14 protein-coding genes are annotated in these 15055 nt (G+C 68.1%); 11 read left to right on the top strand and 3 right to left on the bottom strand.

The genetic code is table 11. The features are described 5' to 3' along the window. The first annotated feature begins 116 nt into the window (after positions 1–116). The 4 genes from MLP_RS23215 (at position 117) to MLP_RS29295 (ending at position 3982) form a co-directional block, all read left to right on the top strand. Entirely contained in the window at positions 117–1160 is a 1044-nt protein-coding gene (locus MLP_RS23215; RefSeq protein ID WP_013865653.1) for an aspartate-semialdehyde dehydrogenase, read from the top strand. Continuing rightward, positions 1157–2035 (top strand): pyrroline-5-carboxylate reductase, encoded by an 879-nt coding sequence (gene proC / locus MLP_RS23210; RefSeq protein ID WP_013865652.1) that lies wholly within the window; start codon positions 1157–1159, stop codon positions 2033–2035. Before MLP_RS23215 ends, proC begins: the two co-directional genes overlap by 4 nt. Then, on the top strand, positions 2032–3174 hold the full coding sequence (locus MLP_RS23205; protein WP_013865651.1) for an acetoin utilization protein AcuC: 1143 nt from the start codon (positions 2032–2034) through the stop codon (positions 3172–3174). The genes proC and MLP_RS23205 overlap by 4 nt, the downstream gene beginning before the upstream one ends. Before the next feature lie 562 nt (positions 3175–3736). Further along, positions 3737–3982, top strand: a complete 246-nt coding sequence (locus tag MLP_RS29295) for a helix-turn-helix domain-containing protein (RefSeq protein ID WP_013865650.1) — start codon at positions 3737–3739, stop codon at positions 3980–3982. 19 nt (positions 3983–4001) lie between these two features. Here MLP_RS29295 and MLP_RS23195 read toward each other — a convergent pair whose 3' ends face one another. Further along, a complete protein-coding gene (locus MLP_RS23195) occupies positions 4002–7085 on the bottom strand; it encodes a glycoside hydrolase family 2 TIM barrel-domain containing protein (protein WP_013865649.1) in 3084 nt (1027 codons plus the stop codon). 71 nt (positions 7086–7156) lie between these two features. Next, positions 7157–7810: an FMN-dependent NADH-azoreductase gene (locus MLP_RS23190; protein ID WP_013865648.1), complete on the bottom strand. Its 654-nt coding sequence runs from the start codon at positions 7808–7810 to the stop codon at positions 7157–7159. Positions 7811–7935: 125 nt separating this feature from the next. Here MLP_RS23190 and MLP_RS23185 point away from each other — a divergent pair, with 125 nt between their 5' ends. The 4 genes from MLP_RS23185 (at position 7936) to MLP_RS23175 (ending at position 11385) form a co-directional block, all read left to right on the top strand. Then, positions 7936–8592, top strand: coding sequence for a MarR family winged helix-turn-helix transcriptional regulator (locus tag MLP_RS23185; protein WP_070100491.1), 657 nt, complete (start codon positions 7936–7938; stop codon positions 8590–8592). Between the two features lie 186 nt (positions 8593–8778). Next, positions 8779–8880, top strand: coding sequence for a 30S ribosomal protein bS22 (locus MLP_RS27650; RefSeq protein ID WP_042842924.1), 102 nt, complete (start codon positions 8779–8781; stop codon positions 8878–8880). A 32-nt stretch (positions 8881–8912) separates the two neighbouring features. After that, entirely contained in the window at positions 8913–9932 is a 1020-nt protein-coding gene (locus tag MLP_RS23180; protein WP_013865645.1) for an NAD-dependent epimerase/dehydratase family protein, read from the top strand. A gap of 226 nt (positions 9933–10158) precedes the next feature. After that, complete coding sequence (locus MLP_RS23175; RefSeq protein WP_013865644.1) at positions 10159–11385, top strand: 1-acyl-sn-glycerol-3-phosphate acyltransferase; 1227 nt, start codon at positions 10159–10161, stop codon at positions 11383–11385. Positions 11386–11470: 85 nt separating this feature from the next. Here MLP_RS23175 and MLP_RS23170 read toward each other — a convergent pair whose 3' ends face one another. Continuing rightward, positions 11471–12370 carry an HAD family hydrolase gene (locus MLP_RS23170; RefSeq protein ID WP_013865643.1) on the bottom strand — a complete coding sequence of 300 codons (900 nt, stop codon included), beginning with the start codon at positions 12368–12370 and terminating at the stop codon, positions 11471–11473. 231 nt (positions 12371–12601) lie between these two features. Here MLP_RS23170 and MLP_RS23165 point away from each other — a divergent pair, with 231 nt between their 5' ends. Genes MLP_RS23165 through MLP_RS23155 form a run of 3 tightly spaced genes read left to right on the top strand, consistent with a single transcriptional unit; the run spans position 12602 to position 15053 of the window. Continuing rightward, positions 12602–14068, top strand: coding sequence for a class I adenylate-forming enzyme family protein (locus MLP_RS23165; protein WP_172641617.1), 1467 nt, complete (start codon positions 12602–12604; stop codon positions 14066–14068). Further along, positions 14065–14382: a glutaredoxin family protein gene (locus MLP_RS23160; RefSeq protein ID WP_172641616.1), complete on the top strand. Its 318-nt coding sequence runs from the start codon at positions 14065–14067 to the stop codon at positions 14380–14382. The genes MLP_RS23165 and MLP_RS23160 overlap by 4 nt, the downstream gene beginning before the upstream one ends. Then, positions 14382–15053 carry an ASCH domain-containing protein gene (locus MLP_RS23155; protein WP_013865640.1) on the top strand — a complete coding sequence of 224 codons (672 nt, stop codon included), beginning with the start codon at positions 14382–14384 and terminating at the stop codon, positions 15051–15053. The genes MLP_RS23160 and MLP_RS23155 overlap by 1 nt, the downstream gene beginning before the upstream one ends. Positions 15054–15055 lie beyond the last annotated feature (2 nt).

Genomic DNA, 15055 nt, shown 5'->3' with positions numbered 1-15055 from the left:
ACAAACCCGAGCAGATCGGGCTGGCGCGAGGTAGGGGGTAGGGGCGAGGCGACCCGAGCACGCCCAGACGACGGAAGTCGAGCCGACACTCCTTGTCAGGGCCGTAGCATGCACCCATGCGCGTAGGAGTTTTCGGAGCAACCGGGCAGGTCGGCGGCGTCATGCGTACGCTGCTCGCCGAGCGGTCGTTCCCTGTCAGTGAGATCAGGTTCTTCGCCTCGGCCCGCTCGGCCGGCACGACGCTGGACTTCCAGGGCACCCCGGTCGTGGTGGAGGACACCGATACCGCGGACTTCGCCGGCCTCGACATCGCCCTGTTCTCCAGCGGCAAGACCGCCTCACTGGCCGCCGCGCCGAAGGTGGCTGCGGCCGGCGCGATCGTGATCGACAACTCCTCGGCCTGGCGGATGGATCCTGAGGTGCCGCTGGTCGTCAGCGAGGTCAATCCCGCCGACGCCATCCGGCCGCCGAAGGGCATCATCGCGAATCCCAACTGCACCACCATGGCCGCGATGCCGGTGCTCAAGCCGCTGCACGATCGAGCGGGCCTGACCCGGCTGATCGTGGCGACCTATCAGGCCGTGTCCGGTTCGGGCGGGGCCGGGGTCGCTGAGCTCGACAGCCAGGTGAAGGCGGTCGTCGACGATGCGGCCGGACTGGCGTTCGACGGGCGGGCGGCGAGCTTCCCCGAGCCGGTCAAGTACGTCAAGACCATCGCTTACAACGTGTTGCCGATGGCCGGTTCGATCGTCGCCGACGGCAGCGAGGAGACCGACGAGGAGCAGAAGCTCCGCAACGAGTCCCGCAAGATCCTGCATCTTCCCGACCTGCTGGTGGCCGGCACCTGCGTACGCGTGCCGGTTTTCACCGGCCACTCGCTGGCCATCCATGCGGAGTTCGCCAACCCGATCAGCCCCGAGGAAGCCACCGAGGCGCTCGCCGCGGCGCCCGGCGTTGCGCTGATGGACGTACCCACTCCGCTCGATGCGGCGGGGCAGGATCCCAGCTATGTCGGTCGGATCCGGGTCGACCAGTCGGTGCCGGACGGCCGAGGGCTGGTGCTGTTCGTCAGCAATGACAACCTGCGTAAGGGCGCGGCACTGAACGCGGTCCAGATCGCGGAGCTCGTCGCGCACTCCTCGTTGAGCTCGATCGCATGAGTGGAGATCAGGCCCCCAGCCTGGCCATTCTCGGTGCCGGGGTGATGGGTGAGACAGTGCTGTCCGGCCTGATTCGTGCAGGTTGGAACGCCGACCGGATCGTGGCGACTGATCGTCGGCCCGAGCGCCAGCGCGATCTGACAGAGCGCTACCACATCACGATGCTGGATAACACCGAGGCCGCCGCTCAGGCCGACACGGTGATCGTGGTGGTGAAGCCACAGGACATGGCCGAGTTGCTGGACGAGATCGCGCCCGTGCTGCGGCCGGGCACATTGGTGGTGTCGCTGGCGGCGGGGGTGGACACCGCATTCATGGAGGCGCGCCTCGGCGAGGGGATCCCGGTGATCCGGGTGATGCCCAACACACCGGCCCTGGTGGATGAGGGGATGTTCGCCATCTCCGGTGGCACCCATAGCGGTCAGGAGCACCTCGACCACGTGACCGAGATCCTCGCGTCCACGGGCCGCGTGGTCACCGTGCCGGAGCGCTATCAGGACGCGGTGACGGCCATTTCCGGCACGGGTCCGGCGTACCTCTTCTTCGTCGTCGAGGCCATGATCGAGGCCGGGGTCCACATGGGTCTGCCGCGCGATGTCGCCACCGAACTCGTGGTGCAGACCATGCTGGGCTCGGCGAAGATGATCCGCGAGACCGGCGAGCATCCGACCGTGCTGCGGGAGCGCGTCACCTCTCCGGGTGGCACGACCGCCGCAGCCGTCAAGGTGCTCGAAGACCACAAGGTACGGGCCGCGTTCCTGGGTGCCATCGAGGCGGCCCGGGATCGCAGCCGTGATCTCGCGACAGCTGCCCGGGCAGCGGCAGCCGAGGCTGCGGCGGCTGAGTCGTCTCCAGGCGAGGGCGCCGGACGATGACCGCCCGGTTGGTCTACTCCGAGGAACTGTCCAAGTACGACTTCGGGTATGACCATCCGATGGCTCCAGGCCGGGTCCGGCACACGATCGAGCTTGCTCGGCAGCTCGGGGTGCTCGACCGGCTCGAGGTGGTGCAGCCGCCGGCGATCGACGATGACCTGCTGGCCAGCGTGCACGATGCCGACTACATCGCAGCCGTGCAGGCCAACGTCGAGAATCTCGCGTACGGGCTGGGCACCACCGACAACCCGCTCTTCCCCCGGATGCATGAGATCACCGCCTCCGTCGTGATGGCGACCGTCGAAGCGGCCCGCTCGGTGTGGCAGGGCGAGGTGAAGCGCGCCTGCAACATCAGTGGCGGCCTGCACCATGCGATGCCGCGGGCGACCAGTGGATTCTGCATCTACAACGACGTCGCGGTGGCGATCAGCTGGCTACTGGCGAACGGTGCGGAGCGGGTCGCGTACGTCGATGTCGACGTCCACCATGGCGACGGCGTGCAGCAGATCTTCTATCACGACCCACGGGTGCTGACGATCAGCGTGCACGAGACGCCGGCAGTGCTGTTCCCGGGGACCGGGTTCCCGTACGAGATCGGCGGGCCGAACGCGCGCGGATCTGCGGTGAACGTCGCGCTCCCGACGGCGACAGGTGATGCCGGTTGGCTGCGGGCGTTTCATGCGATCGTGCCGCCGGCGCTGCGTGCCTTCGAGCCGCAGATCTTGATCACCCAGCACGGCTGCGACTCCCATCGGCACGATCCGCTGGCGGATCTGGAGCTCACCGTGGATGGGCAGCGGGCCTCCTATCAGGCGTTGGCCTGCTTGGCCGAGGAACTCTGCGATGGCCGCTGGGTGTCCACCGGTGGCGGCGGCTACGCGGTGGCGGATGTGGTGCCGCGGGCCTGGACCCATCTGCTGGGCATCGTGAGCGGCGAGCCGCTGGACCCACAGATCGCCACGCCGGTGGCTTGGCGGGAGCAGCTCGGCCCGTACGCGCCGATCGCGATGACTGACGGTGGTGATGCGACCTACCAGGACTTCAGCTCCGGCTACAGCCCTTCGAGTCGGATCGATCAGGCCATCCTCGCAACGCGGAACGCTGTCTTCCCCGACCTCGGACTGGATCCGAGCTACTAGACCCGTTCTGCTGCTCGCAGGTTCGGTGGCCTCCTGGCCCGCCGCCCCTCCCCGCTCTTCTCGGCTCCACGGGCTAACGGACTCCGCTCGACGCTCGACCACCGCCCCCGATTGCGACTTCGCACCAACTGCTGCTACTGCGCACCAGGTCGACCTGGTGCGAAGACGCATCGGCTGGTGCGAAGTCGGGATTGGGTCACCCGAAATGGTGCGAAGTCGGGATTGGGTCACGCGGGGGAAATGGCGCGAAGTCGGGATTGGGTGGCGCGGGGGAAATGGTGCGAAGTGGGTTGGTGGCCCGTCCCTGTTGGGCCGGGGGTCGGTGGTCCCGATGCCCTCGACAGTCCGGTGCTGGTCACGTGCTGGCGTGGGCCGCTATCCACTGAGTTGGTCGGCGGAGCGGCGTAGTGTGCGGCGGCGATTCGGGTACGTCAACTAGGCGCGCCGGTCCACCTGGCGATGAATTTCCTGTGAGATCTACCCAGGAGCCTCATCTGCCACTACTCTCACACCATCACGCGCCTGACCCGTGTCGGCGCCGACCAGACGGATGGGGGCCGGCATGGCTGACAAGGGAAGTTCCGACCGCGGCAAGTCCGAGGAAGTCACCTCCCTGCAGGGGCGGCTGACGTCGGTGCGCTTCTACACCGTGGCCGAGGTGGCATCGGTGATGCGGGTGTCGAAGATGTCGGTCTATCGGCTGATCCACTCCGGCGAGCTGGAGGCGGTCCGGTTCGGCCGGAGCTTCCGGGTGCCCGAGTCAGCGGTGAAGGCGTTTCTGAATGACGCCTACTTCGAGACCGGCTAGGGAGGTCTTGATCGCGGTCCTAGCGCGGGTCGCTGAACACCAGGTCGAAGCGGAATGCGGCCGGCCAGAGAGCATGCTGAGGCAGCACGTCGATGCCGCAGGCGCGAGAGCCGATGCCGTGCACGGCCGCGTCCACGAACAGGTAGCTGCGGCTGGGCTCAGGCAGTTCGTACGGGTGTGCGGCCCGGTCCAGTTCTTGCGGCGTATGCCTGGTCAAGGTGAAACCAGGACGATAACCTCCCCGACCGGCGAGTGACCGCAGCCGGACGACGGGTCCCGCAGCAGCGGCAAGCTCCAGTTCGCGGAATGCGGCACGATGACCGGTTTCCTGAGGCCGGGAGTAGGTGACATTGAGTTCGTCGATCCCAGCGGCGAACCGGCCGACCTGGGCGGCGTAGTCGGTGTCGGGATAGGACTCGAGCGGCCCCGTGCCGAACCAGGCCGCTCGATCGACCTCAGCCGGGAGATCGAACCGTACGCCGGCTCGTGGCCAGGTGCAGTCCCAGGCCGGTGAGGGATTGATCTCGACTCGCAGACGGACTTCGTCGACGCTGCCCTCGGCGCCGTCGTCGACGACCCAGGTGTAGGTCGTGTCGACGAACAGCGCGCTGGCCGCGGCCGCGCTGCGTACTCGGCACACAAGCAGTCGAAGAGCACCGCTGGTTGCCGAGGTATCAATCGACAGCACCCGATGGGTCAGCCGGTCCAGTCCGCGGTCCCGCCAGCGCTGCTCCGATGAGGGCCCCGATGTCCCGTGGCCACCAGTCTGGTCTGGATCGCCCAGCTCGTACGAGCCGCCGGACGACGAGCGGTCGTTGTCCGTCGGACCGCGCCATAACTCGAGGCGCGGGCCGTCGATGGGGAGCCCGAACAGGCTGGTCAGCCGCCCGGATGCCAGGTCGAAGACTGCTGAGGAAGACTCGGCTGTGAAGGATTTGGTGCGAGGACGCGCCGAATCCTTCACGCGAACAGGCGCACTCGCCGCAGGACCAGGCCACCCGGCGCCGCCGGCGAGTGGAGCGCTGGGGCCACTGCGATCGAATTGCGCTCTGGCCACCACGTGGCCGGCGGGTGCCCAGGCGGTGGCGTCGGCAAGCTCGGCGGTCAGGGTCAGCCAGGTCTCCCCATCCCCGGCAGACGCGAGGAGTTCGGCCGGCAACTCGATCTCCACGGTTTCGCCGGCCGGCACCGCCGACACGACCAGCACGCTGTCCTCGACCATCCGACCGTCCAGCTCACGTCGTGCGACGAAGCGCAGCCAGCCGGTATCGAGGCTGTGATAGCGGTTCCGGATCGACAGCGTGGAGCCCGCCAGGGTCATGATCAACGGCTGGGAGACCGCCGCGAACTCCGCCAGGCCGGGGGTCGGCTGATCGTTGGGGAGTACCAGACCGTCCATCACGAAGTTGCCGTCGTGGATGACCTCACCGAAGTCGCCGCCGTAGCCGTAGTAGGGCGTACCGTCGGCCGTCCGGGTCAGCAGACCATGATCGCGCCACTCCCAGACGAACCCGCCGTGCAGCCGGGGGTAGGCCTCGGTGATGGCTTCGTACTCGGCTATTGCTCCGGGCCCGTTGCCCATCGCGTGCACGTACTCGCACATCAGGAACGGCTTGCTGCGTACTCGACGGGACTCTGCCGGACCACACGACAGCAGTGGTCCGTGCTCCCCGCCGATCGCCTCCAACTCGACCAGGTTGGGATACATCCGCGAGTAGATGTCGGTGTAGGCGCAGGTGTAGTCGCCCTCGTAGTGCACCGGCCGCTCCGGGTCCCGAGCGCGCACCCACTGGGCCATCGCGGCCAGGTTGGTGCCGGTGCCGGACTCGTTGCCGAGCGACCAGATCACGATGCAGGGATGGTTCTTGTCGCGTTCGACGGTGCGCTCGATCCGATCGAGGTACGCATCCCGCCACACCGGATCGTCGCTGGGATTGTCTGTCCAGTTGGAGAAGGCGAACCCATGGGTTTCCAGGTCGCATTCGTCGATCAGCCAGAAGCCGAGCTCGTCGGCCAGTTCGAGCACCTCGGGATGCGGCGGGTAGTGGCTGGTGCGGATGGCGTTGACGTTGTGCCGCTTCATCATGATCATGTCGGCGCGCGCATGCTCGCGATCGAAGACCCGGCCTCGCTCGGGATGGGTCTCATGTCGGTTCACGCCGTGGAAGATCACCTGGCGGCCGTTGACCAGGAGACGATCGCCCTCGATCCGTACGGTCCGGAAGCCGGTCCGCAGGGTCACGGTCTCGCTGGTCGAGGAGATCTCGACGTCGTACAGCCGGGGCGACTCGGCGCTCCACGGCGCCACGCTCCCGATGGTGAGCGGGGCGTCGAGGTCGGCCGCGGAGCCGTAGGTGTGCTCGACGGACAGCTCCGGGATCCGCACGGTGACGGGGAAAGCGTCGTCTGCAGCCGTCAGCTGCAGGCGGCAGGAGCCGACCCCGTCCGCGTACGCGGTCTGCAGCCAGACGTCGTCCAGACAGCCGGCCGGACGGCCCAGCAGCGTGACCGAGCGGAAGATGCCGGGCAGCCACCACTGATCCTGGTCCTCCAGATAGCTCATCGAGGACCATTGGTGGACTCGGACGACGAGCACGTTCTCGCCATCGATCAGGAGGTCGCCGATGTCGAACTCCTGCACCAGGCGACTGCCCTTGCCGACCCCTACCTCGACACCGTTCAACCAGACCCGGTAAACGGACTCCACGCCGTCGAAGCGCAGCAGCACGGTTCCGACCGCTGGGCCAACCGCCCACTCCGGGCGGGCGAAGCGACGCCGATACTCACCGGTCGGGTTCTCGTCGGGGATGGACGGCGGATCGACGGGGAACGGATAGACGACGTTGGTGTAGATCGGCTGCCCGTAGGTCCCGCCGGCCCCGTCGTTGGCGAGCGCCCAGTGGGACGGGACAGCGATGGTGTCCCAATCGGCATCGTTGAGCGCCGGATCGGCGACCGAGGAATCCAACCCGCGGTGCGTCGGCAGCAGCCGGAAGCGCCAGTCGCCGTCCAGGCTCAGGGTCGGCGCGTCGCTGTGCACCCAGGCGCGGGCGGGCGTGCGACGGCCGGAGCCGGGGGAAAGGTCCTCGACGTAGCTGCTCACCGGCCAACGCTATCCCGCATCGCGGTGCGTTTCGCGGTGGACAGATCTGAAGGGGCCTGAGTAGACGGGGTTCAGGCGGCGACGCGTGCGTCGAGCCGGTCGGCCAGGGCGCGGCCGGCCTCGACGGCGGCCTGCTCAGCCTGCTGCTTCGTGATCGCAGCCAGGTCGGCGAGCCCATCCAGGGCGGGGTTCAGCCCGAACAGGGTCAGCTCGCGCTCGATGACGGTCAACTCGGCACCCCAGACGTCGGCGAGGATGCGACGCAGATAGCCGATGCTGTGGTCCCAGCCCTCCTTCGGAGTGCCCGGACCGTACGCGCCGCCGCGGGTGGTGACCAGCACGACCGGCGTACCATCCAGCAGCCGGCTGCCCGGAGCCGCGCCGGCGATCGCGAGGTCGATCCAGGTCTTGACGTGCTGGGATACGCCCCAGTTGTAGAGCGGCAGTGCCAGCACGGCGGCGTCGGCCTCGGTGAGTTCGCGGGTCAGGGTCTGAGCCAGGGCGACCGCGCTGCGCTGAGACTGCGTACGTGCTGCCGGGTCGGTGAAGTTCGCGAGGATCGCCGTCTGCCACGCATCCGCAGGCAGCGGCTCATTGCCCAGGTGGCGGGTGATCACTGGCTCGTCGGGATGGGCGGCCGTGACCTCGTGTTGCACCAGGTCGGCCAAGGCGCTGCTGAACGAGCGGTCGCCCTGGATGCTGGCGTCGATCCGGAATAGGGACATGAACGTCTCCTTGTCGGTTTCTTCCCCGCGACGGACTGGGTGTCGAACGCGAGAGGTCTGTGCTTGAATGTTCAAATTCATCCTAAAGGGTCCGGTTTGAACATTCAAATCGGTACGCTGGCTGGATGGCGGAGCAGGTGGGCGGGGAACAGAACCCGCAGATGGGTCAGCTGGCTGACCCTCCATGGCTCACGTCCGACCAGCAATGCCACTGGCGCTCGGTGATGGCGCTGCTGATGACCCTGCCCAGTGCCTTGGATGCCCAGCTCAAGCAGGAGTCGGGGATCAACACCTTCGAGTACCACGTGCTGGTCAGGCTGGGGGACCGGCCCGACGGCTCGATGGCGATGGGCGAGTTGGCGCAGCTCACCCAGGGTTCGCCGTCCCGCTTGTCGCATGCGGTCACGCGACTCGAGCGGGCGGGCTGGATCGAACGGCAGGGTGGCGCGTCGCGTTGCGTCAATGCACGGCTCACCCCGGCCGGTCGGGAGAAGCTCGTCGAGTCAGCCCCCGGTCATGTACGCGAGGTTCGTCGGCTGGTCATCGATCAGCTCACCGCAGAGCAGTTGGCCAGCTTGGGCACCGCCGCCCGAATCGTCGCCGAGACTGCCGAGCCGCACCTCGCCTCGACGCTGGGCCGACGCTCCGACGCTCCGGTCAGTTCGGGTGGCCTGGTCAGTTCGGGTGGGTCCGGCTGCGTCGAGGAGCCGGGTTGTACTGAGCTGCCAGGCGGCCCCGAGATCGCGCCCCATGCCGAAGTCCCCGCCCAGGCCGAGGTCTGACCCGGAAGGGTTCCGGAGATCGAGACGCTGACGCGTGGCGCGCGAGCCTTCCTCGGGGCGGTAGCATGCGGGGGTTGCTCGGCCAGCCGGGCAGCGCATAGTCAGATCACGCATAGTCAGATCAATTGAGTCAAGGACGTCCGCGGTTGCCATCCGGTGATGCGCGGACGCAGCGAGAGGTACACCGTGGGTTCGGTCATCAAGAAGCGTCGCAAGCGGATGGCGAAGAAGAAGCACCGCAAGCTGCTGAAGCGCACGCGCATTCAGCGCCGCCGCGCCGGCAAGTAAGCGGCGTAAGCGCGAGCTAGGGGATCGGCTCGATGGCGCGGGTCATCCTGGTGACCGGGGTCGCGCGAGACCTCGGTGCCAGATTCGCTCGCGCTCTCGCCGAGGATGAGACGCTCGACGTGATCGGCGTCGACGTCACCCCGCCCAGACATGACCTGGGCCAGGTCTCGTTCGTCCGGGCCGACATTCGCAATCCAGTGATCGCGAAGGTGATCAAGGCGCGCGCGGTCGAGACGGTCGTACACATGGCCATCGTGGCCAGTCCTGGCCGAGCCGGACGTTCCTCCATGAAGGAGATCAACGTCATCGGCACGATGCAGTTGCTGGCTGCGTGCCAGAAGGCGGATTCGTTCCGCAAGCTGGTCGTGCAGAGCTCGGTCTCGGTGTACGGGGCGTCGCCCCGCGACCCGGCCAAGTTCACCGAGGACATGTCACCGCGGGCGCAACCGCGTACCGGGTTCGCCAAGGACGCGCTGGAGATCGAGTCGTACGTTCGTGGTCTCGGTCGCCGCCGGCCGGACGTCGCGGTGACCACGCTGCGGTTGGCCAACCTGATGGGTGCCGGCGTCGACAGCCAGCTGAGCAGGTTCTTGTCCTTGCCCGTGGTGCCCCGGGTGATGGGCTACGACGCCCGCCTGCAGTTCCTGCACCCCAGCGATGCGATCGCCGCGCTGCTCGAGGTCACTCGGCACACCTATCGTGGCACCTACAACGTCGCGGCGCCCGACGTCGTCTCCCTCACCCAGGCGTTGCGGCTGATGGGCCGGCCCGCGGTCGGGCTTCCGCAGCAGTGCGGCCCGATGATCGCGGGAATGCTGCGGCAGGCGCGACTTGGGGATTGGTCGTCGGACCAGATCGCCGCGCTCACCTATGGCCGGGCGATGGACACCACCCGGTTCGTGACGACGACCGGACTTGCGCCCCGGTTCACCAGTCGGGAGGCGCTGGAGGAGTTCGTCTCGGTGTCGGCGCCGGGCCTGCTCAGTGCGCAGCGGGTCGACCAGGCGCTGACCAGCGTGAGCAGCCTGCTCGAGGGGGTACGCCGTGGCTGATGCAGAGATCATCCAGCTGGGCAGTTCCGGAAGGGCTGGCCGCGGTTCGGGTACGACGCCCTCGGCCGCCGCTCGTGGGTTGGCACCGGGCAAGCGTTCTGCCGGAGGAGGCTCGGCTGGCCGCTCGAAGAGTGGCAATCGCTCGCGTCCGCGGGGATCCGCCGCCGTTCGCCAGGCCGAACCGGTCGAACCGATCGAACCGGTCGATGCATCCGATCCTGGCGGCGTGGCCGACCCCGACGAGGAGTTCGGCCCTGGTCAGGAGTCCGATCTGACTCAGGAAGCGGACCCGGCTCAGGAAGCCGGGCCTGAGCAGCCGGCGACAGTCATCGAGGACCCGATCGAGGCGGCCGAGCTGGGGACCGACCCCGCGATCGAATCGGACCCGCCAGCGGATCAATCGGAGGATCGAGCCGAGAACCAGGCCGAGGATCATCCGGAGGACCAGGACCAGGGTGCCGCCACCGAGCCCCCGGACAACCCTGGCGGAGCGCTGAACGAGCTTGCCGCGCTGCTGCGTACCGCTCTCGCGCAACTGCAGAACCTCCCGGTCGATCAGTTCAAGGACCTCGGACGTGACCCGCTCAAGACGGTGCTGCAGTTGGCCGCGACTCTCGGCGTTGACTGGCAGGAGTCGATCGAGGAGATCGTCGAGTTCACCCGATCCCGGCTGAGCGGTCAGTATGCGATCGACGAGTTCGGCTTCGACCCGGAGTTCACCACCAAGGTCTTCCTGCCGATCATGCGGCCGCTCGCCCAGCATTGGTTCCGAGTCGAGGTCCGCGGCATCGAGAATGTGCCGACCACCGGCTCCGCGCTGCTGGTCTCCAACCACGCGGGCACGCTGCCGATCGACGGCCTGGTGCTGCATTCGGTGGTCTACGACGAGATCGGCAGACACGTCCGGATGCTCGGCGCCGATCTGATCTTCAAGACCCCGTACTCCCATGACTTCGCCCGCCGCACCGGCACGACGCTGGCCTGCCAGGAGGACGCGGAGCGGCTGCTTGCCTCAGACCACCTGGTCGCGGTGTTCCCGGAAGGCTTCAAGGGGCTCGGCAAGCCGTACGCCGACCGGTACAAGCTGCAGCGCTTCGGTCGCGGGGGCTTTGTCTCGGCGGCCGTCCGGGCCCAGGTCCCGCTGGTCCCGATCTCGATCGTCGGGTCGGAGGAGATCTATCCGCTGATCGCCAGCGCACCGACCCTGGCTCGTGCCCTGGGCGCGCCGTACTTCCCGATCACGCCGCTGTTCCCCTGGTTCGGCCTTCTCGGGCTGGTGCCGCTGCCCAGCAAGTGGATCATCCAGTTCGGCGAGGCGATCACCACCGACGAACTGCCGCCCGGGGCCGCGGACGACCCGATGGTGGTGTTCAACGTGACCGACCAGGTGCGCGAGACGATCCAGCAGAGCCTGTACGCCATGCTGATGCAACGCCGCAGCGCCTTCTTCTGAGCTGGTCGGACCCACTGGCGAAGTTCTGGCGATTGGTCCACGTGAGACGTGGACAGGGAACCAGAATTTCCGCTGGGCGGGCGGGCTATTTGCGCTGGCGGCGGATGGCGAGGCCGATCAGCAGGGCGCCGAGGCTGGCGCCGCCGATGCCGGCCCCGAGGGCGCTGGCCTTGGCCACCTTCCGGCCGGTCCGGTAGTCGCGGATCTGCCAGTCCTGCTCTTCGGCATGTTCGAGCAGTTCGGCGTCGGGGTTGACCGCGCAGGGGTGACCGACCAGGGAGAGCAGCGGCAGGTCGTTGTGTGAGTCGGAGTAGGCGAAGCTCCGGGCCAGGTCGAAGCCGTACTGCTCGGCGAGATCGCGTACCGCCTCCGCCTTGGCCGGCCCGTGCAGCAACCCGCGCTCGAGATGGCCGGTGTAGCAGCCGTCCACCACAGCGGCCCGGGTGCCCAGCGCGCCGGTGATGCCAAGCCGGGACGCGATCAGCTCGGCGATCTCCTTGGGTGCGGCGGTCACCAGCCACACCTGGTGACCGGCGTCGAGGTGCAGTTGCGCGATGGCGCGGGTGCCCGGCCAGATCCGTGGCGCGATGGTGTCCTCGTAGATCTCCTCGCAGACGCTGGTGATCTGTTCGACGGAGAGGCCGGTGATCAGACTCAGACTGGCGGCCTGGGCCTCGGCAATGTGGTCGGGGTTCTCACCGCCGATGAAGCGGAATTGGAGCTGCAGCCACAGCGCCCGAAGGATCGCCTTCCGGGGGAAGATGTCGCGGGCGTAGAGGCCCTTGGCCAGATAGAACATCGACGCGCCCTGGATCATCGTGTTGTCCAGGTCGAAGAATGCGGCGGCCTGCGGATCCGGCCCGATCCGCGGCTCGTTGACTACCTTGGCCGCAGCTTTCCGGCGCCCGGTGGATTGGGTGGCTTGGTCTGGAGTCAGCCTCTGCTGAGTCTCCTCGTCGGCCGTGCCGCCACCGGTCGTGTCCATCGCCCCAACAGTAATCTGTGCCGCCACTGCCTCACCGGGATTCTCCGACGGCCGGGCGGTCGGTCATCGATGACGCTGACCCGCGATTCTGTCTCATGGTCCACCGGAGAGGACCGTTGAACAAAACGCTGGCCACGGGCGGTCGGTCATCTCCGACATCGGGGATGACGTCAGCCATATGAGGGTGGTGTCCGCGTCCGGTAGCTTGGCAGCGTGGGCAACCTGGGCAATGTGTCTGAGCTGGTGGCCGTGCAGGCCGAGCGGCAGCCAGATCGGGTGGCGCTGATCGAGCCGGGCGTCGAGGCCCGCACCTGGGCCCAGCTGGATGCCGAGGTCGGCCAGGTCAGCGCCGGTTTGGCAGCTCGCGGCCTGGTGGCCGGACAACGGATCGGGCTGGACGGGCCCAACTCGATCGCCTGGGTGGTGGCCTACCTCGCCGCGCTGCGGGCCGGACTCGTTGTCGTGCCGACCGATCCCGAGGATCCAGTCACGGATCGTGACGACCTGCTGGCCGAGTGCCGGATCCGGGCGCTGTTCACGACACGTACGCCCTTGAGCTCGGATCGGGTCACTTCCTGGGAGTTGAGCGAGGAGGGGCTGGCGAGCCTCGCCGCGACGGATGTGCCGGTCGCGACGCCGCGAGACCCGGAGTCGCTCGCGGTCCTGGCCTGCACGCTCGGCACCAGCGGTGATCGGAAGATCGTGATGCTCAGCCACCGCGCCCTGCTGGCCAATCTGGAGCAGGTGAGTGGTCACGAGATCGTCAGCGCGGACAGCGTGATCTTGGGAGTGCTGCCGTTCTTCCATGTCTACGGGCTGAATGCGGTGCTCGGCAGCAGCCTGGCGGCGGGCGCGCAGCTGGTCATTCCGGATCCGGCGACCTGGGATCTGGCAGCCATCATCGAGTCCGAACAGGTCGATCAGCTGCCGATCACGCCGGGCCTGCTCTATCGCCTGGTCCACGACAAGACGGCGATCGAGCGGCTGGGCGGCGTACGCCGGGTGATCGTTGCCGGGGCCGCGCTACCCACCCAACTCAGTGCCCGATTCACTGAACTGACCGGAGTCCAGGTCGAGCGTGCGTACGGATTGACCGAGGCGGCTCCCGGGGTGAGCAGCACCGTCGGCAGCAAGGCCCTCGGCCCGTTCCATGTCGGTCATCCGCTGCCCGGGGTCGAGGTGCGGATCGCTGCCAAGAAGGGTGCCGATCCGGACGACCCGAGCGAGCCGGGCGAGATCATGATCCGCGGCGCCAACCTGTTCAGCGGCTACTGGCCGGATGGACGCGGCGGACCCGATGCGGACGGCTGGTTCGACACCGGCGACCTCGGCTATCTGAGCGATGGCGAGCTGTTCCTGGTCGACCGCTCCCGTGAGGTGCTCACGGTTCGGGGCTTCCGGGTCTATCCCAGCGAGCTGGAACAGCTGATCCGCCAGCTGCCGGGCGTCGAGGCGGCAGCGGTGGTGAGTCGGCAGGTCACGGCCGGAGAGTCAGGAAGCGGCGGGGGTGGGCTGGTGGCTTTCGTGACCGGCCCCTCGGTCACCCAGGAACAGGTCACCGAGTTCATCCAGACCCGGCTGCCGGTGTTCAAGCGACCTCAGGAGGTACGCATCGTCGATCAACTGCCTCGCGGGGTGACCGGCGTGATCAAACGCGTGCAGCTGCGCCGCCAGCTGGAACGGGAGCTGGCTCCGTGAGATGGGGGAGCGCGCAGGGTTCGCCGAAGCCAGACGGATCCGGCCCAGCTGCGGCAGGTTCGGAGCAGGCAGCCCGGGTGGTGGTGCTGACCCGCGCTGGTTGCCATTTGTGCGACGACGCGATCGCGATCGTCCAGGCGGTGTGCGCCGAGACCGGCGACACCTGGGCCACCCGCGATATCGACGCCGACCCGGAGCTGCGGCGACGCTACACCGACGAGGTGCCGGTGACCTTCGTCGACGGCGCCCAGCACGACTACTGGCGGGTCGACCCCAGCCGGCTGCGGACGGCGCTGACCGCTCGACGCCGCTGATGTTGTTCACCAAGGCCGCCCTCGACGGATTGGCCGGCGGCTCGGTCACCGCGACGTATCGACGGTGGACCGTCGTGCGGCCCAGGGTCGGCTCCCGGTTCACCACCCGGATCGGCATGGTCGAGGTGCGTGGCATCACTCCTGTGGACGCCGATGGGCTGACCGAAGCCGACGCCCGGGCGGCCGGTTTCGCCGATCTGAAGGCGCTGCGGCGCTGGCTCGACCGCGTACCACGGGGTCCGCGGGACACCCGCACAACAGCAGGGGCGGCCGCAGTCAGCGAGCTCAGCCAGCCGGCGGACAGGCAGGCCGAGCCCAGCGCGACCGAGGGTCAGCTCTATCGGATCGATCTCGCGTTGGCCGGACCTGACCCGCGGGTCGCCTTGCGAGCCGACGATGATCTCGATCCGGCGACACTGGCCACGCTGCGGAAGAAGCTCGACCGGATGGACGCCGCAGCCGAGGACGGTCCGTGGACGCGGTCCGTTCTCCGCCAGATCGCCGCGCAGCCAGGGGTGGTGTCGACCGTGCTCGCGGACGAGGCCGGTGAGGAACGCTTCTACTACAAGTCCCGGGTCCGGCGGCTGAAGGCGCTCGGACTGACCGAGAGTCTGACGGTCGGCTATCGGCTGTCTCCCCGCGGCCACGCATTCTTGGCCGCGGAGGAATAGAT

The organism is Microlunatus phosphovorus NM-1 (assembly GCF_000270245.1).
GTDB classification, from domain to species: Bacteria; Actinomycetota; Actinomycetes; order Propionibacteriales; family Propionibacteriaceae; genus Microlunatus; species Microlunatus phosphovorus.
The sequence above is the reverse complement of the archived record's forward strand: the minus strand, read 5'-3'. Positions and strand labels throughout refer to the sequence as shown.

Bases quoted from the DNA above. Each gene is read 5' to 3' on its own strand.
- MLP_RS23205 (WP_013865651.1), top strand. From the start codon at position 2,032: ATGACCGCCCGGTTGGTCTACTCCGAGGAACTGTCCAAGTACGACTTC.
- MLP_RS29295 (WP_013865650.1), top strand. From the start codon at position 3,737: ATGGCTGACAAGGGAAGTTCCGACCGCGGCAAGTCCGAGGAAGTCACC.
- MLP_RS23215 (WP_013865653.1), top strand. From the start codon at position 117: ATGCGCGTAGGAGTTTTCGGAGCAACCGGGCAGGTCGGCGGCGTCATG.
- proC (WP_013865652.1), top strand. From the start codon at position 1,157: ATGAGTGGAGATCAGGCCCCCAGCCTGGCCATTCTCGGTGCCGGGGTG.
- MLP_RS23185 (WP_070100491.1), top strand. From the start codon at position 7,936: ATGGCGGAGCAGGTGGGCGGGGAACAGAACCCGCAGATGGGTCAGCTG.
- MLP_RS23180 (WP_013865645.1), top strand. From the start codon at position 8,913: ATGGCGCGGGTCATCCTGGTGACCGGGGTCGCGCGAGACCTCGGTGCC.
- MLP_RS23170 (WP_013865643.1), bottom strand. From the start codon at position 12,370: ATGGACACGACCGGTGGCGGCACGGCCGACGAGGAGACTCAGCAGAGG.
- MLP_RS23190 (WP_013865648.1), bottom strand. From the start codon at position 7,810: ATGTCCCTATTCCGGATCGACGCCAGCATCCAGGGCGACCGCTCGTTC.
- MLP_RS23155 (WP_013865640.1), top strand. From the start codon at position 14,382: ATGTTGTTCACCAAGGCCGCCCTCGACGGATTGGCCGGCGGCTCGGTC.